The sequence below is a fragment of the Terrabacter sp. Soil811 genome (assembly GCF_001429655.1).
In the GTDB taxonomy this organism is placed as follows: Bacteria; Actinomycetota; Actinomycetes; order Actinomycetales; family Dermatophilaceae; genus Terrabacter.
The window spans coordinates 756,488-778,551 of the sequence record NZ_LMSX01000008.1 but is presented as its reverse complement, the minus strand read 5'-3'; the positions used below and the strand labels follow the sequence as shown (position 1 = coordinate 778,551).

The window sequence follows — 22,064 nt, the reverse complement described above, 5'->3', positions numbered from 1 at the left end:
CGATCGTCGGAGGCGGAGGCCGCGTCGCCGCTCACGAGGCGTCCGCCGCGGGGAAGCGGCCCAGCACGGTCTCCCCACCGATGGCGCGCTTGCCCTTGCTGACCTCGAGCTGCACCTCCGGCGGCACGAAGACGTCCATGCGCGAACCGAACTTCATCAGGCCCATGCGCTCGCCGGTGCCGATCTCGTCACCGGGCTCGATGCGGGTGACGATGCGGCGCGCGAGCTGGCCGACGAGCTGGCGGTAGACGATGCGGCGCGGGCGGCCCGCGACGACGCGCTCCACGATGATCTCGCTGCGCTCGTTCTTCGTGGCGCTCTCGGCGCGGTAGGCGGCGAGGAAGCGGCCCGGCGTGTGGGTGACGTCGATGACGCGGCCGCCGTAGGGCGAGCGGTTCATGTGCACGTCGAGCAGCGACAGGAAGATGCTGACCTGCTGCCACTCACCGGGCGGGGCGATGCCCGGCTGCGGCTCCCCCACGTGCATGACGATCCCGTCGGCCGGGGCCAGTACCACGTCGGGGTCGGACACGGGCGAGCGGTCCGGGGTGCGGTCCGGGTCGCGGAAGAAGAGGGTCACCCCCGCAGTGAGCAGGCCGAGGGCGGCGGTCGTGCGCGGTCGGCGGGCCAGCGCGGCGATCACCGTGGGCACGGCGGCCATCGCGGTGAAGGGCTTGGCGGCTGGGTCGATCTTCACGGGTCGGGGTCTCCGTCAGGTTCGAGTGTGGTGAGCAGGTCGAGTGGGGCGGGCGGAGCAGAGACGGCGTGAGGGGTACGCCGGTGGCGACCGAGGTGCGGTGACCGGGGTCGTCGGCACCGAGCCTAGACTCATGAGCCATGACCGATGCGGTGACACTGTCCGACCTCCGCCGCACCTTCGGTCAGGTGTCTGCCCTCGACGGCCTGACGTGGACGGCCCCCGCCGGCCGCATCACCGCGGTGCTCGGTCCCAACGGTGCGGGCAAGACGACCGCCATCGAGTGCGCGGTCGGTCTCGGGCGGCCCGACGGCGGCACGGTGCGCGTCCTCGGCACCGACCCGTGGCAGGCGGACGCCGACCACCGCGCCCGCGTCGGCGTCATGCTGCAGGCGGGCGGTCTGCCCAACGGAACGAAGCCGCTGCGTCTGCTCCACCACCTCTCCCGCCTCTACGCCGACCCGCTCGACGTCGACGCCGTCGCGCGGCGGCTCGGCGTCACGGACTTCGCCTCGACGACGGTGCGTCGCCTCTCGGGTGGCCAGAAGCAGCGCCTCGCCCTCGCGGCGTCGCTGCTCGGGCGCCCCGAGGTGCTCTTCCTCGACGAACCGGCGGCCGGGCTCGACCCGCACGGACGGCTCGACGTGTGGGAGCTCGTGGCCGAGCAGCGTGACGCCGGCACGACCGTCGTCGTGACCACCCACTCGTTCGAGGAGGCAGAGCGTCTCGCGGACCACCTCGTCATCATGAACGCGGGACGCACCGTCGCCGAGGGGACACCGGCCTCGGTGACCGGCGGCCGCTCCCTCGAGGACGTCTACTTCAGCCTGACCCGCAAGGGAGCCGCGTGAGCACCTCAGCCACCCCGACGACGCCGACCGCCGCTGGAGCGGCCGCTCCGCGCCGTCGGGTCCTCGCCCAGGCCGGCTTCGAGGTCGGCAGCCTGCTGCGCAACGGTGAACAGCTGCTCGTCTCGCTCGTCCTGCCCGCCCTGGCGCTCGTCGGTCTCAGCGTCACGACGTCGCCGTCGCTCGGTCCGGGCACGCGCATCGACGTGGCGACACCGGGCATCATCGCGCTCTGCGTCATCTCGGCTGCCTTCACGTCCCAGGCGATCTCGACCGGCTTCGACCGCCGCTACGCCGTGCTGCGCTACCTCGGTGTCACCCCGCTCGGGCGCGGTGGGCTCGTCGCAGCCAAGGTGGCGGCGACCCTGGCCGTCGAGGCGATCCAGATCGCCGTCATCGCCGTGCTCGGTCTCGCGCTCGGGTGGCGACCGGAGGTCGCCGGAATCGCGTATGCCGTCCTCTTCGTCGTCCTCGGCACGTGGGCCTTCGTGGCCCTCGCCCTCCTGCTCGCCGGCACCCTGCGGGCGGAGGCGGTGCTCGCGATCGCCAACCTCGTGTGGGTGCTGCTCCTCGCGGTCGGCGGTGTGGTCGTCCCGCGGAGCGAGCTGCCGGCCGGGGTCTCGCACGTCGTGGCCTTCCTGCCGTCGGCGGGTCTGGCGGACGGGCTCAGGTCGGCCCTGGTGGACGGGACGCTGAACCTGCTCGCGCTCGGGGTCGTCCTCGCGTGGGGAGTGGTCGCAACGGTTCTCGCGGCGCGTCTCTTCCGCTTCGACGACTGAGCGGACGAGACTGGCCGCAGCACCACCGCTCGACCGCTCCCACCGCTCGACCGCTCGACCGCACGCCCGCACGACCGCACGAAGAAGCCGCACCACACCCCACGACCCCGACCGGCCCGGAGGCGACGTGTTCGACTACATCTTCGGTCTTCCGATGCACGCCCTCGTGATCCACGCGGTCGTCGTCCTCGTCCCCCTCTCGGCGCTGTGCGCGATCGCCTACGTGGTGCGCCCCGGGTGGCGGCGGCTGCTGCGCTGGCCGACGGCTGCCGGTGCCGTCATCTCGGGTGTCTCGGCGTTCGTCGCGGCCGAGAGCGGTGAGGCCCTGCAGCGCCGGGTGTCGCAGGTGCGTGCCAGCACGACGGACTTCGACCTGCTGCGCAACCACACCGAGTGGGGCGACCGCGCCAAGCTCATCTGCGTGCTCTTCATGGTCCTCACCCTCCTGGCCCTGTGGTTCGTCCGACCGCCCGAGGAGGAGTCACCGCAAGGCCACGCGTTCGACGTGCTCATCGGCACGCTCGTCGTGCTCTCCGCCGTGGCCGCGATCATCACCGTCGTGCTGGCCGGTCACGCGGGATCCCTGGTGGTCTGGAACGGCCTGGCCTGACCCGGCCACGCGTGCCCCGGTCCCGGCCGGGCCACGGCCCGTCCTCAGGGTCCCGACGACACGGGGCGATGCGGGGTGACCCGGCTCGGCGGCATACCCTTGCGGGGTGTCCTCCACGCCTCCCGTGACCGACGACGCCCCCGTGACCGGCGCGAGCCGTCTCGCCCGGGCCACCGGTCGCCTCCCCGCCGTCCGGCCCAGCTGGGTGCGGCCCCTGCTGCTCGCCAACCTCGTCGGCGAGGTCGGCATCGTCGTCACCGGCGGCATCGTGCGCCTCACGGGCAGCGGTCTCGGGTGCAGCACCTGGCCGGAGTGCCAGCCCGGCTCGTTCACCCCCGTCCGGACGCCCGAGAGCGAGTTCCACGACCTCGTCGAGTTCGGCAACCGCACCCTGACGAGCGTCGTCACGGTGCTCGCACTCGCCTCGCTGTGGGTCGTGCTGAGGCACTGGCCGGAGCGCCGGCGGCTGCACCGGGTCGCCATCGGCGTCCTCGCCGGCATCCCCGCGCAGGCCGTGCTCGGCGGCATCACCGTCCTCACGGGGCTCAACCCGTGGACCGTCATGTCGCACTTCCTCCTCTCGATGGTCCTCGTCTCCTTGTCGACCATGCTCGTGCGCGGCGCCCGAGACGACGTCTCGGGCCCGGGTGAGTTCGTCGTGCACCCGCTCGCACGGACGCTCGCCCTGGGCACGAGCGCCGTCGGCGCAGTCGTGCTGCTGCTCGGCACGATCGTCACCGGCTCGGGGCCGCACTCGGGCGACGCCGACCGGCCCGCGCGCACGGGCTTCGACCCGCGGTTCGTCTCGTGGATGCACGCCGACGCCGTCATGCTCTTCTGCGGTCTCGTCATCGCCACCCTCGTCGCCGTGAGCATCACGGCGACCACCGACGAGGCCCGCCGCGCCTGGACCGTGGTGCTCGTCGTCACCCTCGCGCAGGGGCTCATCGGCTACGTCCAGTACTTCACGAAGCTGCCCGAGCTGCTCGTGCTGCTCCACATGCTCGGGGCCAGCCTGCTCGTCGTCGCCCTGACGTTCGGCGTCCTCGCGACAAGGCGCCATCCGGTCTGACGACCGTCCGCCGACGTCACCGGACCGCAAGGACTTTCGCCGTCGCCGACGGCCCGTCGCTGCCTAGGCTGGGGACGTGCCCACCGTCCTCGTCGTCGACGACGACCCCACCCTGCGCGAGGTCGTGTCCGGCTACCTGACCCGTGCCGGGCTCGACGTCCTCGAGGCGCAGGACGGCCATGCGGCGCTGTCCGTGGCCCGCGACCGCTCCCCCGACCTCGTCGTGCTCGACCTCACCCTCCCCGGTCTCGACGGTCTCGAGGTCTTCCGCCGGCTGCGCGCCGAGCGCGGCGACCTGCCGGTCGTCATGCTGACCGCCCGGGGCGAGGAGTCCGACCGCGTCCTCGGCCTCGAGATCGGTGCGGACGACTACGTGACCAAGCCGTTCAGCAGCCGTGAGCTGGTGCTGCGCATCCAGTCGATCCTGCGCCGTGCCGCACCGCCCGCCGCACCGCCCGCCGCGACGACGCTCGTCGACGACGACCTGCGCGTCGACACCCGACGCCACCAGGCCTGGCTCGGGGACGGTCTGCTCGCCCTGACCAGCCGCGAGTTCGACCTCCTCGCCCACCTCATGGCCCACCCGGGGACCGCGTTCTCCAGACGCGAGCTGATGGAACAGGTGTGGGGCTGGGAGTACGGCGACGAGTCGACGGTCACGGTCCACGTCCGCCGACTGCGCGAGAAGGTGGAGACCGACCCGGCGCGGCCCGTCCGGCTCCAGACCGTGTGGGGCGTCGGCTACCGGTGGGACGGCGCGGCCCCCGCGACGGCGGCCGGGACGTGATCGCCGAGGCAGCCCTGCTCGCTGCGCTCGCGGCGGTCGCCGTCGGCACGGTCGGGGCGCTCGTCGTCCGGGCGCTCGCCGCCCGCTCGCTCGTCGCCGCCGCAGTGCTGGCACCTGTCGTCGTCATCCTCAGCGTCGCCCTCGGCGTGGTCGTGACGGCGCACGCGATGTTCATCAACGAGCACGACCAGGCCGTCGTCCTCGTCGTGACGGCGACCTCCCTGCCCATCGCGGCGGTCTTCGGCTGGCTCATCGCCCGGCGCGTGCAGGAGCTGATGCGCGCCTCCGCCGAGGAGGCCGCCGAGCGCGACCGCGACCGACAGGTCGAGGAGAGCCGCCGCGAGCTCGTCGCCTGGGTGTCGCACGACCTGCGCACCCCGCTCGCCGGCATCCGCGCGATGGCCGAGGCCATCGAGGACGGCCACGCGCCCGCCGACGGCAGCTATCCCGCACGCATCCGGTCCGAGGCCGACCGCATGTCCGACATGGTCGGTGGGCTCCTCGCGCTGTCGCGGCTCCAGTCCGGCACGCTGAAACTCGATCGCGCCCCCGTCGACCTCGGCGACCTCGTCTCCGACGCCCTCGCGTCAGCACGCGTCCTCGCGGATCGCCGGGGGGTGCACGTGGGCGGCTCCGCCCCGGCCGAGTCCGTCACGGCCTCGGCCGACGCGGGTGAGCTCTCACGCGCTCTCGCCAACCTCGTGACGAACGCGCTGACGCACACGGACCCGGGCGGCCGGGTCGACATCTCCCTCACCGCCGACCACGACGTGGCCCGCGTCAGTGTCGCGGACGGCTGCGGCGGCATACCTCCCGACGAGCTCGGCCGGCTCTTCGACCCGGGCTGGCGCGGGACGAGTGCGCGGACGCCGGCCGCGGGCGTGGGCGCCGGCCTCGGTCTCGCCGTCGCGCGCGGGATCGCCCGGGCCCACGGGGGTGACGTGACCGTGGCCAACACGGGTCCCGGGTGCCGGTTCGAGCTGGCCCTGCCCCTCGCCGGCCCCCTCGGCGAGCCCGTGCCCGGCGGTCATCCCTAGGCTGGGGAGGTGACCGACCAGCCGACGCTCCGTGAGGGCGAGCTCGTGCTGCGGCCGTGGACGATCGACGACAGCGACGAGACCCGGCCCCTCCACGACCGCGAGATCGCCCGGTGGTTCGACTTCCCCGCCGTCGAGCCACCGGCCGACGAGCACCGGACCTGGATCGAGCGCACCCACACCGAGTGGTCCGATCGGTCCAAGGTCACCTACCTCGTGCAGTGGCGCGGGCGGGCCGCCGGCATTGTCGACGTCCGCGTGCAGGACCCCGGTGTCGGTGTCCTGTCCTGGGCGGTCTTCGCCCCCTACCGCGGACAGGGTCTCGCGTGGCGGGCCGTGCGCCTCCTCGTCGAGTGGGCCTTCGACGCACTCGACCTCGAGCGCGTCGAGGCGCACGTCAACCCCGACAACCGGGCCTCCGTGCGCACCGCCCTGCGAGCCGGGCTGCGCCGGGAGGGACGGCTGCGCGGGAACGCGACCCTCGCCGGCGTGCGCCAGGACACCCTCGTGCTCGGGCGGCGGCGCGACGACGCACACCCGGACACCCGTGAGGGCTTCACGGCGATGCTCGACTCGACCCTCCCGACCAAGCGCGCCATCGCCCAGGGCGTGCTGCGCTCCGGCACTGGGCAACTGCTGCTGTGCGAGCTCGTCTACAAGCGCGAGTGGGACCTCCCCGGCGGGGTCGTCGACCGGCACGAGTCCCCCGCCGCGTGCGTCGTCCGCGAGGTCCGCGAGGAGCTCGACATCAGCGTCACGGCCGGGCCGCTGCTCGCGGTCAACTGGCTTCCTGCCCTGCACGGATGGGGCGACGCGACGGTCTTCGTCTTCGACCTCGGCACCGTCGACGCCGACGTCGTCGAGCGGGCGCACCTGCAGCAGCGCGAGATCCTCGGCGTCCACTGGGCCGGCCCCGGGGACTGGGCGGGGCGGGTCGCCGCCTACAACGAGCGGCTGCTCGACGCGCTGCACGCGCACGACGGCGGGACGCTCTACCTCGAGGACGGCATGCCGACCCTCTGACCGCGCCACACCGCACAAGCCATGGGTGTGGCGTCCCCGGTCAGGAGAAGAACGGCAGCGGCAGGTGCCAGATGGGGTCGAGCGCGACTCCCACGAAGAGGATCGTGAGGTACGTGATCGAGAAGTGGAACAGGCGCATCGGCTTGAGGACGTCCTCGGCCGCACCGGCCTTCGCCCTGACGAGGAGGCGGTGCGCCTCGGTGAGGAAGAGCGCCCCGGCGACCACGGCAGCGGTGGTGTAGACCCAGCCGACCTGCTGGACCGGCACGAGCGCCAGTGACGTCAGCACCATGGCCCACGAGTAGGCGACGATCTGGCGCGCGACGACGACGAAGCGCTCGACGACCGGCAGCATCGGCACGTGCGCCGTGGCGTAGTCGTCCTTGTAGCGCATCGACAGCGGCCAGTAGTGCGGCGGCGTCCAGAAGAAGATGACCATGAAGAGGATGAACGCCGACCAGCTGAGCGAGTCGGTGACGGCCGACCAGCCGATGAGCACCGGCATGCAGCCGGCGGCGCCGCCCCAGACGATGTTCTGGGCCGTGCGGCGCTTGAGCAGCAGCGTGTAGCCGAAGACGTAGAAGAGCAGCGCACCGAGGGCGAGCCAGGCGCTCAGCCAGTTGACGAGCAGGCCCAGCCAGACGGTCGATCCGACGGCCAGCGCCACCCCGAACACGAGGGCGCCCCGTGGGCTGACCGTGCCGGTGACGAGAGGCCGACGACTCGTGCGGTGCATGACGGCGTCGATGTCGCGGTCGATGTAGCAGTTGAGGGTGTTGGCCGCACCGGCGGACAGCGTGCCACCGACGACGGTGACGACGACGAGCCAGAGGTCCGGCACGCCCTGCTCCGCCAGGAACATCACGGGGATGGTGGTGATGAGGAGGAGCTCGATGATCCGCGGCTTCATCAGCGAGACGTACTGTCCGAGGAGGAACTTCAGCCCACTGCCGTCGGGACCGTGCAGCGCCGAGAGGTCGGCGCGGGGGTCCACCGTTGTCACTGAGATCCTCACCGCTGGTACGTCGCTCCGACCCGCTGGGTACGTGAGCATTGCGTCGCAAGTCTAGACCGTCGCCGCCGACGGCCGGCACCGCACCTGCAGATGGCCGTTCCGACCGCCGGGCGAGGTGTCGTCCCTCACAGCGCGGGCACTAGGCTCGTGGCCGTACGTGATCAACCCTTGTTGAAGGAGACCCGTTCCGTGCCCACTGCTGCGTCCAGCACCGCCACGAAGGCGAAGAAGCCCACCCGATCCGGCACCACGCGGACCGCGACGACGAAGGGCCTGCTGGCACAGCGCGACCCGGGTCTGCCGCTGCCCGTGGCGAAGAAGGCCGGCTGGAGCGATCTCGACGTCCGCGCGGTCGACACCACGCGACTGCTCGCCGCCGACGCCGTGCAGAAGGTCGGCAACGGCCACCCCGGCACGGCCATGTCGCTCGCGCCGCTCGCGTACCTCCTCTACCAGAACGTCATGACGCACGACCCGTCCGACCCGGCCTGGCTCGGGCGCGACCGGTTCGTGCTCTCCTGCGGGCACTCGAGCCTCACGCAGTACATCCAGCTCTACCTCAGCGGCTACGGCCTCTCGCTCGACGACCTCAAGTCGCTGCGCACGTGGGGCTCGCTGACGCCCGGCCACCCCGAGGTCCACCACACCCCCGGCGTCGAGATCACGACCGGCCCGCTCGGTTCGGGCCTGGCCTCGGCCGTCGGCATGGCCATGGCGCAGCGTCGCCAGCGCGGCCTCTTCGACCCCGACGCCAAGCTGGGCACGAGCCCCTTCGACCACCACGTCTACGTCATCGCCTCCGACGGCGACATGCAGGAGGGCGTCTCCCACGAGGCCTGCGCCCTGGCCGGCCACCAGGAGCTCGGCAACCTCACCGTCGTCTACGACGCCAACCAGATCTCCATCGAGGACGACACCGACATCGCGTTCAGCGAGGACGTCGCGGCGCGCTTCGAGGCCTACGGCTGGCACGTCGCCCGAGTCGACTGGCGCAAGGACGCCGACGGCGCGACCTACGTCGAGGACGTCGACGCGCTGCTCGCCGCGATCCGCTCCGGCGACAAGGTGACGGACAAGCCGACCCTCGTCGTGCTGCACACGATCATCGCGTGGCCCGCGCCGACGAAGCAGAACACCGGCAAGTCCCACGGCTCGGCCCTCGGCGACGAGGAGATCAGCGGCACGAAGGAGCTGCTCGGCTTCGACCCGAAGAAGACCTTCGCCGTCGAGCCCGCGGTCCTCAAGCACGCCCGCGACGTCGTCAAGCGCGGCAAGGCGGCCCACCGCGAGTGGGACAAGGCGTACAAGGCGTGGCGCAAGGCCAACCCCGACCGCGCGGCCCTGCTCGACCGCATCCTCGCGGGCCAGGCCCCGGCGGGTCTCGCCAAGGCGATGCCGACCTTCCCCGCCGACGAGAAGGGCGTGGCGACCCGCGCCGCCTCCGGCAAGGTCCTCACGGCCATCGCCGACGTCATGCCCGAGCTCTGGGGCGGCTCCGCCGACCTCGCCGAGTCCAACAACACGACGATGGAGGGACAGCCGTCCTTCATCCCCAGCTCGAAGCAGACGTCGACGTGGAAGGGCGGCCCGTTCGGCCGCACGCTGCACTTCGGCATCCGCGAGAACGGCATGGGCATGATCCTCAACGGGATCGCGCTCGAGGGCCTGACCCGTCCCTACGGCGGCACCTTCCTCGTCTTCTCCGACTACATGCGCCCCGCCGTGCGCCTCGCCGCGATCCAGCAGGCACCCGTCACGTACGTCTGGACGCACGACTCCATCGGCCTCGGTGAGGACGGCCCGACGCACCAGCCGATCGAGCACCTCGCGGCCCTGCGCGCCATCCCCGGCCTCGACGTCGTCCGCCCCGCGGACGCCAACGAGACCGCCGCCGCCTGGGCCCAGATCCTGACGAAGACCGACGGCCCGGCCGCCCTCTGCCTCACGCGCCAGCCGGTCCCGACGTGGGACCGCTCGACGTACGGCAAGGTGAGCGGCGTCGCCAAGGGCGCCTACATCCTCGTCGAGGAGTCGCGTGCCGGTGACCCCGACGTCGTCATCGTCGCGACCGGATCCGAGGTGCAGCTCGCGGTCCAGGCCGCCGAGCGCCTCGAGAAGTCGCGCATCGCGACGCGCGTCGTCTCGATGCCCTGCCGGGAATGGTTCGAGAAGCAGACCCGTTCCTACCAGGACAAGGTTCTGCCGCCGGCAGTCCGGGCCCGCGTCAGCGTCGAGGCGGGGATCTCGATGGGCTGGCACGACGTCGTCGGCGACGCCGGGCGCATCGTCAGCATCGAGCACTTCGGCGCCTCCGCCGACCAGGCCACCCTGTACCGCGAGTTCGGCATCACCGCCGACGCCGTCGTCAAGGCCGCGAAGGACTCCATCAAGGCAGCCAAGGGCTCCGCGACGAAGGCCCCGGGGGTCACCGAGACCAACCCGGCCCGCGCCGCCCAGAGCGCCTCCACCGACGTCATGGGTGGCGACGCGCAGACCGGCAGCGGCAAGGCCGCCCACGCGGCCGCCGCATCCGCTACGAGCAAGGGGAAGTGACCAGCATGACCAACCCGAACACCCAGGCGCTCTCAGAAGCAGGCGTCTCCATCTGGCTCGACGACCTCTCCCGCGAGCTCATCGAGACCGGCAAGATCTCCGAGCTCATCACCGAGCGCAACGTCGTCGGTGTCACCTCGAATCCCTCGATCTTCCAGGCGGCGCTGTCGAAGGGCGACCGCTACAACGACGACCTGGCCGCCCTGACGAAGGCCGGCAAGGACGTCGAGGAGGTCGTCCACGAGCTGACGACGGAGGACGTCCGCGACGCGTGCGACCTCTTCCTGCCGCTCTACACGTCGACACGTGGCGTCGACGGCAGGGTCTCCATCGAGGTCGACCCACGCCTGGCGCACGACACCGACAAGACGGTCGAGCAGGCGAAGCAGATGCACGGTGACGTGGCCCGCCCGAACGTCCTCATCAAGATCCCCGCGACGAAGGCCGGCCTCCCGGCGATCACGGCTACCATCGCCGAGGGCATCAGCGTCAACGTGACGCTGATCTTCTCCCTCGAGCGCTACCGCGCCGTCATGAACGCCTACCTCGAGGGGCTCGAGAAGGCGCACGCCAACGGGCACGACCTGTCGACGATCCACTCGGTCGCCTCGTTCTTCGTCTCCCGCGTCGACACCGAGATCGACAAGCGGCTCGACGCCATCGGCACCGACGAGGCCCGCGCCCTCAAGGGCAAGGCCGGCCTCGCCAACGCCCGCCTCGCCTACCAGGCCTTCGAGGAGGTCTTCTCGACGCCGCGCTGGGGCTCGCTCGCCGAGGCCGGCGCCAACGTGCAGCGCCCGCTCTGGGCGTCGACCGGCGTCAAGGACCCGGCCTACCCCGACACGATGTACGTCACCGAGCTCGTCGCCGCCGACGTCGTCAACACGATGCCCGGCAAGACGCTCGAGGCGACCGCCGACCACGGCGACATCCACGGCGACACGGTGACCGGCGGCTACGAGCTGGCCGGCAACGTGCTCGACGACCTCGAGGGCGTCGGTGTCTCGTACAGCGAGGTCGTCGACCTGCTCGAGACCGAGGGCGTCGACAAGTTCGAGAAGGCGTGGGGCGAGCTGTTGGACGGCGTCACCGCGGAGATGGAGAAGGTGACGGCATGAGCTCGCTGTCCGTCAGCGCAGCAGGAGCAGCGGCGGACGCGATCGGGAGGCACGTGCCGAGCCTCGTCGACGACTCCGTCGCGAGCCGTCTCTTCGCCCGGGACGCCACGCTGTGGGGTCCTGACGCCGAGTCCGAGTCGCGGGTCCGCCTGTCCTGGGTGGGCCTCCCGCGATCCTCGCGCCCCCTCGTCGGCGAGATCGCGGCGCTGCGCGACTCCTTCGCCGAGCAGGGCCTGACCCACGTCGTGCTCTGCGGCATGGGCGGCTCCTCGCTCGCGCCGGAGGTCATCTGCGCCACGGCCGGCAAGCCGCTCGTCGTGCTCGACTCGTCCGACCCCGACTACGTCCGGCGTGCCCTCGGCGACGACCTCGACCACACCGTGGTCGTCGTCTCGAGCAAGTCCGGCTCCACGGTCGAGACCGACTCCCAGCGCCGTGCCTACGAGCAGGCGTTCGCCGACGCCGGCATCGACCCCGCGTCGCGCATCGTCATCGTCACCGACCCGGGCAGCCCGCTCGACAAGGAGTCCCGCGCCAAGGGCTACCGCGTCGTCAACGCCGACCCCGACGTCGGTGGCCGCTACTCGGCGCTGACCGCCTTCGGTCTCGTGCCGAGCGGCCTCGCCGGCGTCGACGTCGAGGCCCTCCTCGACGAGGCCGAGTCCGTCGCCGACCTGCTGGCCGCCGACGACGACGCCAACCCCGGTCTGCGCCTCGGCGCCGCCATGGGGGGCACCTACCCCCTGCGTGACAAGCTCGTTCTCGTCGACGACGGCTCCGGCATCGTCGGGTTCGCCGACTGGGCCGAGCAGCTCATCGCCGAGTCCACCGGCAAGAACGGCACCGGGGTCCTGCCGGTCGTCGCCGGTGGGGACGAGGACCCCGAGGTGGCCTGGCCCGCGGCCGACGTCACCGTGGCGCGTCTCGTGGACGCCGACAGCGAGGCGGCTCCGTCGGGCGACGTCGCGTCGGAGGTACGCGTGGGCGGCGCCCTGGGTGCCCAGCTGCTCCTGTGGGAGGTGGCCACCGCCGTCGCCGGGCGCCTGCTCGGCATCAACCCCTTCGACCAGCCCGACGTCGAGAGCGCCAAGAAGGCCGCCCGCGCCCTGCTCGACCAGGGAACCGGCTCGAGCACGGACCCCGCCGCGACGGACGGCGCCATCGAGATCCGCACGCTCGGTGGGTCGGGCGACTGGCTCGGCGACGCACGGACCGTGCCCGCGGCCCTCGACGCGCTCTTCGCGCAGCTCGACCCGGAGCACGGCTACGTCGCCGTCATGGCCTACCTCGACCGGCTGGCCGACGCCGACCTCGCCGAGTGCCGCGTCCCGCTCGCCCGTCGCACGGAGCGTCCGACGACGTTCGGCTGGGGCCCGCGCTTCCTGCACTCGACCGGCCAGTTCCACAAGGGCGGCCCGGCGGTGGGCGTCTACCTCCAGATCACGACGGCACCCAAGGAGGACCTCGCGATCCCCGGACGCGAGTTCACCTTCGGTGACTTCATCGCCTCGCAGGCGGGCGGCGACGCCGCGGTCCTCGCCGACCACGGTCGTCCCGTGCTGCAGCTGCACCTGACCGACCACGACGCAGGGCTCGCGCAGCTGCGCGCGGTGCTCTTGGCGGGAGGTCGTGGGTGAGCCCGGCACGCATCGCGCACGGGAACAACCCGCTGCGCACCGCCGAGGACAAGCGCATCCCCCGCATCGCGGGACCGTGCGGTCTCGTGCTGTTCGGGGTGACCGGCGACCTCGCCCGCAAGAAGCTGATGCCGGCGATCTACGACCTCGCCAACCGCGGACTGCTGCCGCCGGGCTTCTCGCTCATCGGCTTCGCGCGGCGCGACTGGGCCGCCCAGGACTTCGGCCAAGTGGTCCACGACGCCGTCAAGCAGCACGCCCGCACCCCTTTCAGCGAGGACGTGTGGCGCAACCTGTCCGAAGGATTCCGTTTCGTGCCAGGCACGTTCGATGACCCTGCGGCGTTCGACCTTCTCGCCAAGACGGTCGAGGAGCTCGACCAGGACCGCGGCACCGGCGGCAACCACGCCTTCTACCTCTCGATCCCGCCGGGCTTCTTCGCGACGGTCTGCGAACAGCTCCAGCGATGCGGCCTGACGACCGCCGAGGGCGACAGCTGGCGACGGGTCATCATCGAGAAGCCGTTCGGTCACGACCTCAAGAGCGCCCAGCAGCTCAACGAGATCGTCGAGGGCGTCTTCCCCGCCGACTCCGTGTTCCGCATCGACCACTACCTCGGCAAGGAGACGGTCCAGAACCTCCTCGCCCTGCGCTTCGCCAACCAGCTCTTCGAGCCGGTCTGGAACGCGAACTACGTCGACCACGTGCAGATCACCATGGCCGAGGACATCGGCATCGCGGGTCGGGCTGGCTACTACGACGGCATCGGCGCGGCTCGCGACGTCATCCAGAACCACCTGCTCCAGCTCCTGGCTCTCACGGCCATGGAGGAGCCGGTCTCCTTCGACGCCAAGGACCTTCGCGCCGAGAAGGAGAAGGTGCTCTCGGCGGTCCGCCTCCCTGCAGACCTCGACAAGGGCGCCGCTCGGGGGCAGTACGCCGGTGGCTGGCAGGGGGCCGAAGAGGTCGTCGGCTACCTCGACGAGGACGGCGTCGACCCGAACTCGGTCACCGAGACCTTCGCCGCGGTGACGCTCGAGGTCGACACCCGCCGCTGGGCCGGAGTCCCGTTCTACCTCCGCACGGGCAAGCGTCTCGGCAAGCGCGTGACCGAGATCGCGGTCGTCTTCAAGCGGGCGCCGCACCTGCCTTTCGAGCACACCGCCACGGAGGAGCTCGGCCAGAACGCCATCGTCATCCGGGTGCAGCCCGACGAGGGGATCACGCTCCGCTTCGGTTCCAAGGTGCCAGGCGCCCAGATGGAGGTCCGCGACGTCACGATGGACTTCGGCTACGGCTCGTCGTTCACCGAGGCCTCGCCCGAGGCGTACGAACGCCTCATCCTCGACGTGCTGCTCGGTGACCCGCCGCTCTTCCCACGGCACGAGGAGGTCGAGTCGTCCTGGCGCATCCTCGACCCGCTCATGAAGCACTGGGCCAAGGCCGGCAAGCCGGAGCAGTATCCCGCAGGCACCTGGGGTCCACCCTCGGCGGACCACATGCTCGAACGCGACGGACGAACGTGGAGGATGCCGTGATCCGCGACCTGACCGACACCACGACAACGGGGATCAGCAAGACCCTCGTGCGCCTGCGCAACGAGGTCGGCGCGCTGGCCCTGGGGCGGGTGCTGACGCTCGTCGTCGTCGTCGAGGACACCGACGCCGGGCACGCCATCGAGGTCGCCAACCAGGCGAGCCGCCAGCACCCCTGCCGCATCATCGTCGTCATCCCCGGCGACCGGCGGGGCAAGAACCGCCTCGACGCGCAGATCCGCCTCGGCGGTGACGCAGGCGCGAGCGAGATCGTCGTGCTCCGGCTCTACGGCGCGCTCGCCAACCACGGCCCGAGCGTCGTCGTGCCGCTGCTGCTGCCCGACTCCCCCATCGTGGCGTGGTGGCCCGGTCAGGCGCCCGCGGACGTCGCCAAGGACCCCATCGGGGCGATGGCCCAGCGTCGGATCACCGACGCCGCCGAGCACCACAACCCGCGACTCATGCTCAAGAAGCGTGCGGCGAACTACGCGCCGGGCGACACCGACATCGCATGGACGCGGCTGACCCGCTGGCGCGGTCTGCTCGCGGCCGCGCTCGACCAGCCGCCCTACGAGCCGATCACCGGCGCCGTCGTGAGCGGTGCGCCCGACTCGCCGTCGTCCGACCTCCTCGCGGGCTGGCTCTCGCGGCGGCTCAAGGTGCCCGTGCACCGGGTCTCGACACCGCGTGGCTCGGGGATCAGCTCGGTGCGGCTCGAGCGCAAGAGCGGTCCGATCGACCTCGTGCGTCCCGGCGACGACGTCGCCACCCTCTCGCAGACCGGTCAGCCCGACCGGCGGATCAGCCTGCCGCGACGCGAGCTACCCGAGTGCCTGGCCGACGAGCTGCGCCGCCTCGACCCCGACGACGCCTACGAGGACTCGCTCCTGCACGGCATCCCGGCGCTCCAGCCGGTGCGCCTCACCGCGGCCGCAGCGGCCAAGGCAGGCAAGGCTCCGGATCCCGCCGAGTCGCGTCGCCTCGCGGCCCGCCTCGGCCGCGACGAGTCGGCGCAGGAGGCCAGCGCGATGATCACCGCTCCCCCGGCGCCCGAGCACGCCGAGACCGCCGACGTGCACGCGGCCACCGTCCGCAAGCTCGCCGGCAAGCGGACGCCCCGCGAGAAGCAAGCCGCCAAGAACCGGAAGAAGGCGGCCGGGACCGAGTCGACGAGCCCGGCCACGACGGCGGCCAGGACGGCGTCCCCGACCAAGCCAGCGACTGCCAAGCGGGCCACTGCCAAGCAAGCCACCGCCAAGCGGGCGACGACGAAGGCGGCCGCGACGTCGGCCACCCGGAGCGCCGCGACGAAGGGTGCGTCGAAGACGGGCGCGGCCCAGAGCACGACGAAGGCCGCGTCGCGGACGACGGCGGGCACCCGCAAGGCGACGGCTCGCAAGGCCACCACGGCCACGAAGGCGGCGAGCGGGACGGCGACCTCGTGACCGCCGAGCCGCGCGTCGTCGTCCACCCGGACAAGCAGTCCCTGGCCGACGCCGCCGCGGCCCGGTTCGTCACCGCGTTGATCGACGCCCAGACCCGCAATCCCGAGGCCCAGGTGGCTCTCACCGGCGGGTCCATGGGATCGGCGATCATCGCCTCCGTCCTGACGACGCCGGGCCGCTCGGCCGTCGACTGGTCACGGGTACGCGTGTGGTGGGGCGACGAGCGCTACCTGCCGGCGGGTGACCCCGACCGCAACGACACCCAGAACGACGAGGCGGGTCTCAGCGCGCTGGGACTCGACCCGGCGAAGGTGCACCGGGTGGCCGGTCCCGACGCCTCGGAGAGCGCCGAGGCCAGCGCCGTGGCCTACGCCCGCACGATCCGCGAGCACGGCCAGAAGGCGTGGGACGTCGTGCTCTTCGGAGTGGGCCAGGACGGTCACGTCGCCTCGCTCTTCCCGCACCACCCGGCCCAGCGAGTGACCGACGCGATCGCGATCGCCGTGCACGACTCGCCGAAGCCGCCACCGGACCGGGTGAGCCTCACCTTCGAGTGCTTCGAGCGCTCCCACGAGGTGTGGTTCCTCGTGTCCGGAGCCGACAAGGCCGAGGCGGTCGAGACCGCGCTCGTCCCGGGTGCAGACCGCTGGGACGTCCCCGCGGCCGGACCTGCCGGCACGGACGCGACCCTGTGGCTCGTCGACGCCGACGCGGCCTCGGCCCTCGACTGACCGACGCGGCCGGTCGCGCAGCACCGGACGGCATACGACACGACGAAGGGCCCGGGAGGATCTCCCGGGCCCTTCGTCGTCAGGTCACCCACCGGTGACCCGAGGGGTCACTGGATGAGGCCGCGCTCGCGCAGCGTGCTCAGGGCCTCGTCGAGGATGGCGGCGCCGTCGGCGTCGCTGCGACGCTCCTTCACGTAGGCCAGGTGCGTCTTGTAGGGCTCGACCTTCGGCGGGGCCGGGGGGTTGTCCTTGTCCTGGCCGGCCGGGAACCCGCATCGCGGGCAGTCCCACGTCTCGGGCAGGACCATGCCGGGCTCCTCGGCGAAGCTCGGACGGGTCTCATGCCCGTTGGAGCACCAGTAGGAGATGTGGACGCGAGGGGCGGCGTCGCCGCGCTCCGCCTCGCCCATCGGGCCGGCGCCGACCCGGCTTCCACGAATGGCGTTACCGCTGGCCATCTGTTCCTTCTCTCAGCTCGCGAAACGGGCCAGGAGGCCCAGACCGATGATCGCCGTCGCCCAGACGAGCGCCACGGCCACCGTGAAGCGGTCGAGGTTGCGCTCGGCGACCGATGAGCCACCGAGCGACGTGGACATGCCCCCGCCGAACATGTCGGACAGGCCGCCACCCTTGCCCTTGTGCAGCAGGATGAAGAGGGTCAGGACCATGCTGGACAGCACCAGCAGGACCTGAAGCACGATGCGAACCGCATCCACGTGGTCACTCCAAATCGTCGGGATCTCGGGGGTCGTCGGGCCGGACGGCCACTCCCCCGCGTGTTCCGGGGCTCGGGTAAGGATACCTGCCCGAGGGCCCTTCGGCCGAACGGCCCCGTGGGATCCGTCCGGCCGAAGGGAAGGTATCAGGACGTGCCGACGTGGTCGCGGTAGCGACAGATCGACGCGAACTCCGTCGGGTCGATCGACGCACCACCGACGAGGGCGCCATCGACGTCCTCCTGGGCCATGATCGCGGCGACGTTGCCCGACTTGACGCTGCCGCCGTAGAGGACGCGTACGCCGTCGGCGACGTCGCCGCTGTAGAGCTCGGCGAGCAGCGTGCGGATGGCCGCGCAGACCTCCTGCGCGTCGTCGGGCGTGGCGACCTCGCCCGTGCCGATGGCCCAGATGGGCTCGTAGGCGATGACGACCGATGCCGCCTGCTCCTTGGTCACCCCGTCGAGGTTCTCGCGCAGCTGGGCGACGACGTGCTCGACCTGGCGGCCCTCCTTGCGCACGTCGAGCGCCTCGCCGCAGCAGAGGATCGGTGTCAGGCCGTGGGCGTAGGCCGCCTTGACCTTGGCGTTGACGAGGGCGTCGGTCTCGCCGTGGCCCTCGCGCCGCTCGCTGTGCCCGACGGTGACGTACGTGCAGCCGAGCTTGGCGAGGAAGGCGCCCGAGATGTCACCGGTGTAGGCACCCGAGGTGTGCGGTGACAGGTCCTGCGCGCCGTACCTGAGGTCGAGCTTGTCGCCCTCGATGAGCGTCTGGACCGAGCGCAGGTCGGTGAAGGGCGGCAGCACGGCGACCTCGACGGCCGCGTGGTCGTGCTTCGCGTCGCGCAGCGTCCAGTCGAGCTTCTGCACGAGGTGCGTCGCCTGGAGGTGGTCGAGGTTCATCTTCCAGTTGCCGGCCATGAGCGGGACGCGCCCGACCGGCTTGGTGTCCTTGGCCATCAGGCGTCGCCCTCCTCGAGCACGGTGAGTCCGGGCAGCTCCTTGCCCTCGAGGTACTCGAGGCTGGCGCCGCCGCCGGTGGAGATGTGGCCGAAGTCGGAGTCGGCGAAGCCGAGCTGGCGCACCGCCGCGGCGGAGTCGCCGCCACCGACGACGGTGAGGGCGCCCTGGGCGGTGATCTCGACGAGCGCCTGGGCCAGCGCCTTGGTGCCGGCCGCGTAGGGCTCCATCTCGAAGGCGCCCATCGGGCCGTTCCAGAAGACGGTGCGGCAGTCGGCGAGCTTCTCGGCGAAGAGCGCGCTCGACGCGGGCCCGATGTCGAGGCCCATCCGGTCGGCCGGGATGGCGTCGGCCGAGACGACCTCGTGGGCCGCGTCGGCGCTGAACGCGTCGGCGGCGACGACGTCGACCGGAAGCACGATCTCGACGCCCTCCTTCGCGGCCCGCTCGAGGTAGCCCTTGACCGTGTCGATCTGGTCGGCCTCGAGCAGGCTCTTGCCGACCTCGTGACCCTGCGCGGCGAGGAAGGTGAAGACCATGCCGCCACCGATGAGGAGACGGTCCGCCGTGCCGAGGAGGTTGCCGATGACGCCGAGCTTGTCGGACACCTTCGCGCCACCGAGGACGACGGCATACGGGCGCTCGGGGTCCTTCGTCAGGCGGCGCAGGACGTCGACCTCGGTGGAGACGAGGTCGCCCGTGGCGTGCGGCAGCAGGCGCGCGACGTCGTAGACGGAGGCCTGCTTGCGGTGCACGACCCCGAAGCCGTCGGAGACGAAGACGTCGGCGAGAGAAGCGAGCTCGGCCGCGAAGCCGGTACGCTCGTCGTCGGTCTTGGCGGTCTCGCCGGCGTTGAAGCGGAGGTTCTCGAGGAGCAGCACCTGGCCGTCCTGGAGCGCCGCCGCCTTGGCCTTGGCGTCGTCACCGACGGTGTCGTCGGCGAAGACGACGTCGGTGCCGAGCACCTCGCTGAGTCGCTGCGCGACCGGCGCGAGGGAGTACTTGGCCTCCGGGGCGCCCTTGGGGCGGCCGAGGTGGGCGCAGACGATGACGCGGGCGCCGGCGTCGGCCAGGCCCTTGATCGTCGGGGCCGAGGCGCGGATGCGGCCGTCGTCGGTGATCGTCGCGCCGTCGAGCGGCACGTTGAGGTCGGACCGGACGAGGACGCGCTTGCCGCGCAGGTCCCCGAGATCGCTGGTGGTCTTCACGCGGGATGCCTCTTCGTCAGTTGGGAATGGGGCGGGCACGGGTGACAAGGGTGCGGCCACCGCCCGGGGTGCTCGGGAGAGCGCCGGGGGCGGTGGCCGAGTGGCTCAGAGCGACGAGCCGACGAGCGCGACGAGGTCGACGAGGCGGTTGGAGTAGCCCCACTCGTTGTCGTACCAGCCGACGACCTTGACCTGGTTGCCGATGACCTTGGTGAGACCGGCGTCGAAGATGCACGAGGCGGGGTCGGTCTCGATGTCCTTGGAGACGATCTCGTCCTCGGTGTAGACGAGGAAGCCCTTCATCGGGCCCTCGGCGGCCGCCTTGACGGCGGCGTTGACCTCTTCGACGGTCGTCTCGCGACCGGCCTCGAAGGTCAGGTCGGTGGCCGAGCCGGTCGGCACCGGCACGCGGAGCGCGTAGCCGTCGAGCTTGCCCTTGAGCTCGGGCAGCACGAGGGCGACGGCCTTGGCGGCGCCGGTCGTGGTCGGGACGATGTTGAGGGCGGCAGCGCGGGCCCGACGGAGGTCCTTGTGCGGGGCGTCCTGGAGGTTCTGGTCCTGCGTGTAGGCGTGGATGGTCGTCATGAGGCCCTTGACGATGCCGAACTCGTCGTTGAGGGCCTTGGCCATCGGCGCGAGGCAGTTCGTCGTGCACGAGGCGTTGGAGATCACCGTGTGTGCGGCGGGGTCGTAGAGCTCGTGGTTGACGCCCATCACGATCGTGATGTCCTCGTTCTTGGCCGGGGCCGAGATGATGACCTTCTTGGCGCCACCGTCGATGTGGGCCTTGGCCTTCTGGGCGTCGGTGAAGAAGCCGGTGGACTCGACGATGATGTCGGCGCCGACGCCGGCCCAGTCGATGTTGGCGGGGTCGCGCTCCTCGAAGACACGGATGGCCTTGCCGTCGACGATGATCGACGTGTCGTCGTAGGTGACCTCACCGGGGAAACGGCCCAGGATCGAGTCGTACTTGAGCAGGTGGGCGAGGGTCTTGTTGTCCATGAGGTCGTTGGTGGCCACGACCTCGATGTCGGCTCCGGACGCCACGATGGCGCGGAAGAAGTTGCGGCCGATGCGGCCAAAGCCGTTGATACCAACGCGAACGGTCACTGCTGTGCACCTCTTCGGTGAGACTGTGTGTCGGACGAAAATGCCAGACCTTGGGCCGCCCCGTTGCGACCTCGATCACACCACACCCTAGTGCGTCGCCTGCGACGCCGAAGCGGCAGTCTCAGGGCTTGGTGAGCACGCGCTCAGCACGCGCCGCCCCCGCCGCGCGGGCACCCGAGCGACGGCGTCGGACGCCCCGGTTCAGCTCTCGAGCATGTCGGCCGTGAGGTTGGCGTCGGTGCCGGCGACCCCGAGCTCCTCGGCCCGCTTGTCGGCCATGGCGAGCAGGCGCCGGATGCGACCGGCCACGGCGTCCTTGGTCATCGGCGGCTTGGCCAGCTGGCCGAGCTCCTCGAGGCTGGCCTGCTTGTGCTCGAGACGGAGCACCCCGGCCTCACGCAGGTGGTCGGGGATCTCCTCGCCGAGCAGCTCCATGGCGCGCTCGACCCGGGCCCCGGCAGCGACGGCGGCCCGTGCGGAACGGCGCAGGTTGGCGTCGTCGAAGTTGGCCAGGCGGTTGGCCGTGGCCCGCACCTCGCGGCGCATCCGCCGCTCCTCCCACGCCATGACGGCGTCGTGGGCCCCGAGACGCGTCAGCATCGCGCCGATGGCGTCGCCGTCGCGGATGACGACCCGGTCGACGCCGCGGACCTCGCGGGCCTTGGCCTGGATGCCGAGGCGGCGTGCGGCGCCGACGAGGGCGAGGGCGGCCTCGGGACCGGGGCACGTCACCTCGAGCGCCGACGAGCGCCCCGGCTCGGTGAGCGAGCCGTGCGCGAGGAACGCGCCCCGCCAAGCGGCCTCGGAGTCGCACGTCGCGGCGCTGACCACCTTGGGCGGCAGGCCGCGGACGGGACGCCCGCGCGTGTCGATGAGCCCGGTCTGCCGGGCGAGGGTGGCGCCCTCCTCGACGACCCGGACGACGTAGCGCGAGCCACGGCGCAGACCGCCGGCGGCGAGGACGAGCACGTCGCTCTTGTGCCCGTAGACCTCGGCGATGTTGCGGCGCAGGCGACGTGCGGCGTTCGCGGTGTCGAGCTCGGCCTCGACGACGATCTGTCCCCCGATGATGTGCAGCCCGCCGGCGAAGCGGAGCATCGTCGAGACCTCGGCCTTGCGACAGCAGGGTTTGGTCACCTCGAGGCGTGAGAGCTCGTCCTTCACCTTTGCTGTCATGGCCATGG

The 22,064-nt window shown here is 71.8% G+C and carries 21 protein-coding genes; 13 read left to right on the top strand and 8 right to left on the bottom strand.

Annotation, left to right across the window (positions count from 1 at the left end):
* Positions 1–31: 31 nt before the first annotated feature.
* Entirely contained in the window at positions 32–697 is a 666-nt protein-coding gene (locus ASH01_RS13965; protein ID WP_056776764.1) for a phosphatidylserine decarboxylase, read from the bottom strand.
* Between the two features lie 140 nt (positions 698–837).
* Here ASH01_RS13965 and ASH01_RS13960 point away from each other — a divergent pair, with 140 nt between their 5' ends.
* From ASH01_RS13960 to ASH01_RS13930, 7 genes are all read left to right on the top strand, one after another.
* A complete protein-coding gene (locus ASH01_RS13960) occupies positions 838–1,548 on the top strand; it encodes an ABC transporter ATP-binding protein (protein WP_056776761.1) in 711 nt (236 codons plus the stop codon).
* Positions 1,545–2,324: an ABC transporter permease gene (locus tag ASH01_RS13955; RefSeq protein ID WP_056776758.1), complete on the top strand. Its 780-nt coding sequence runs from the start codon at positions 1,545–1,547 to the stop codon at positions 2,322–2,324. Before ASH01_RS13960 ends, ASH01_RS13955 begins: the two co-directional genes overlap by 4 nt.
* Before the next feature lie 127 nt (positions 2,325–2,451).
* Positions 2,452–2,934 carry a DUF2231 domain-containing protein gene (locus ASH01_RS13950; RefSeq protein WP_056776754.1) on the top strand — a complete coding sequence of 161 codons (483 nt, stop codon included), beginning with the start codon at positions 2,452–2,454 and terminating at the stop codon, positions 2,932–2,934.
* Positions 2,935–3,076: 142 nt separating this feature from the next.
* Positions 3,077–4,006, top strand: a complete 930-nt coding sequence (locus ASH01_RS13945; protein WP_056776752.1) for a COX15/CtaA family protein — start codon at positions 3,077–3,079, stop codon at positions 4,004–4,006.
* Between the two features lie 76 nt (positions 4,007–4,082).
* The gene (locus ASH01_RS13940; protein ID WP_056776749.1) at positions 4,083–4,793 is read left to right on the top strand and encodes a response regulator transcription factor; all 711 of its coding nucleotides are present in this window, start codon (positions 4,083–4,085) and stop codon (positions 4,791–4,793) included.
* Entirely contained in the window at positions 4,790–5,830 is a 1,041-nt protein-coding gene (locus ASH01_RS13935; RefSeq protein ID WP_200961797.1) for a sensor histidine kinase, read from the top strand. The genes ASH01_RS13940 and ASH01_RS13935 overlap by 4 nt, the downstream gene beginning before the upstream one ends.
* A 9-nt stretch (positions 5,831–5,839) precedes the next feature.
* Positions 5,840–6,853, top strand: a complete 1,014-nt coding sequence (locus tag ASH01_RS13930; RefSeq protein WP_056776743.1) for an NUDIX hydrolase — start codon at positions 5,840–5,842, stop codon at positions 6,851–6,853.
* 40 nt (positions 6,854–6,893) lie between these two features.
* Here ASH01_RS13930 and ASH01_RS13925 read toward each other — a convergent pair whose 3' ends face one another.
* Positions 6,894–7,868, bottom strand: coding sequence for a heme o synthase (locus ASH01_RS13925; protein ID WP_443081140.1), 975 nt, complete (start codon positions 7,866–7,868; stop codon positions 6,894–6,896).
* Between the two features lie 189 nt (positions 7,869–8,057).
* Between ASH01_RS13925 and tkt the strand changes: the two genes are divergently transcribed.
* The 6 genes from tkt to pgl are packed head-to-tail and all read left to right on the top strand — an operon-like array spanning position 8,058 to position 16,887.
* On the top strand, positions 8,058–10,421 hold the full coding sequence (tkt, locus tag ASH01_RS13920) for a transketolase (protein WP_056776739.1): 2,364 nt from the start codon (positions 8,058–8,060) through the stop codon (positions 10,419–10,421).
* A gap of 5 nt (positions 10,422–10,426) precedes the next feature.
* Positions 10,427–11,539 carry a transaldolase gene (gene tal, locus ASH01_RS13915; RefSeq protein WP_056777743.1) on the top strand — a complete coding sequence of 371 codons (1,113 nt, stop codon included), beginning with the start codon at positions 10,427–10,429 and terminating at the stop codon, positions 11,537–11,539.
* Positions 11,536–13,176 carry a glucose-6-phosphate isomerase gene (locus tag ASH01_RS13910; RefSeq protein WP_056776738.1) on the top strand — a complete coding sequence of 547 codons (1,641 nt, stop codon included), beginning with the start codon at positions 11,536–11,538 and terminating at the stop codon, positions 13,174–13,176. The genes tal and ASH01_RS13910 overlap by 4 nt, the downstream gene beginning before the upstream one ends.
* Positions 13,173–14,714 (top strand): glucose-6-phosphate dehydrogenase, encoded by a 1,542-nt coding sequence (gene zwf / locus ASH01_RS13905; protein WP_056776735.1) that lies wholly within the window; start codon positions 13,173–13,175, stop codon positions 14,712–14,714. Before ASH01_RS13910 ends, zwf begins: the two co-directional genes overlap by 4 nt.
* Positions 14,711–16,156, top strand: coding sequence for a glucose-6-phosphate dehydrogenase assembly protein OpcA (gene opcA, locus ASH01_RS13900; RefSeq protein ID WP_200959166.1), 1,446 nt, complete (start codon positions 14,711–14,713; stop codon positions 16,154–16,156). The genes zwf and opcA overlap by 4 nt, the downstream gene beginning before the upstream one ends.
* Positions 16,153–16,887: a 6-phosphogluconolactonase gene (gene pgl / locus ASH01_RS13895; RefSeq protein WP_056776730.1), complete on the top strand. Its 735-nt coding sequence runs from the start codon at positions 16,153–16,155 to the stop codon at positions 16,885–16,887. Before opcA ends, pgl begins: the two co-directional genes overlap by 4 nt.
* Positions 16,888–16,994: 107 nt before the next feature.
* Here pgl and ASH01_RS13890 read toward each other — a convergent pair whose 3' ends face one another.
* The 6 genes from ASH01_RS13890 to whiA all read right to left on the bottom strand — a co-directional run bounded on the left by ASH01_RS13890 (position 16,995) and on the right by whiA (position 22,062).
* Positions 16,995–17,345, bottom strand: a complete 351-nt coding sequence (locus tag ASH01_RS13890; protein WP_081633871.1) for an RNA polymerase-binding protein RbpA — start codon at positions 17,343–17,345, stop codon at positions 16,995–16,997.
* A gap of 12 nt (positions 17,346–17,357) precedes the next feature.
* On the bottom strand, positions 17,358–17,603 hold the full coding sequence (secG, locus tag ASH01_RS13885) for a preprotein translocase subunit SecG (RefSeq protein ID WP_020144105.1): 246 nt from the start codon (positions 17,601–17,603) through the stop codon (positions 17,358–17,360).
* A gap of 146 nt (positions 17,604–17,749) precedes the next feature.
* Entirely contained in the window at positions 17,750–18,562 is an 813-nt protein-coding gene (gene tpiA / locus ASH01_RS13880; RefSeq protein ID WP_056776726.1) for a triose-phosphate isomerase, read from the bottom strand.
* Positions 18,562–19,770 carry a phosphoglycerate kinase gene (locus ASH01_RS13875; RefSeq protein ID WP_056776723.1) on the bottom strand — a complete coding sequence of 403 codons (1,209 nt, stop codon included), beginning with the start codon at positions 19,768–19,770 and terminating at the stop codon, positions 18,562–18,564. The genes tpiA and ASH01_RS13875 overlap by 1 nt, the downstream gene beginning before the upstream one ends.
* A 105-nt stretch (positions 19,771–19,875) precedes the next feature.
* Entirely contained in the window at positions 19,876–20,880 is a 1,005-nt protein-coding gene (gene gap, locus ASH01_RS13870) for a type I glyceraldehyde-3-phosphate dehydrogenase (protein WP_056776721.1), read from the bottom strand.
* 201 nt (positions 20,881–21,081) lie between these two features.
* Positions 21,082–22,062, bottom strand: coding sequence for a DNA-binding protein WhiA (whiA, locus tag ASH01_RS13865; protein WP_028785583.1), 981 nt, complete (start codon positions 22,060–22,062; stop codon positions 21,082–21,084).
* Positions 22,063–22,064: the final 2 nt, after the last annotated feature.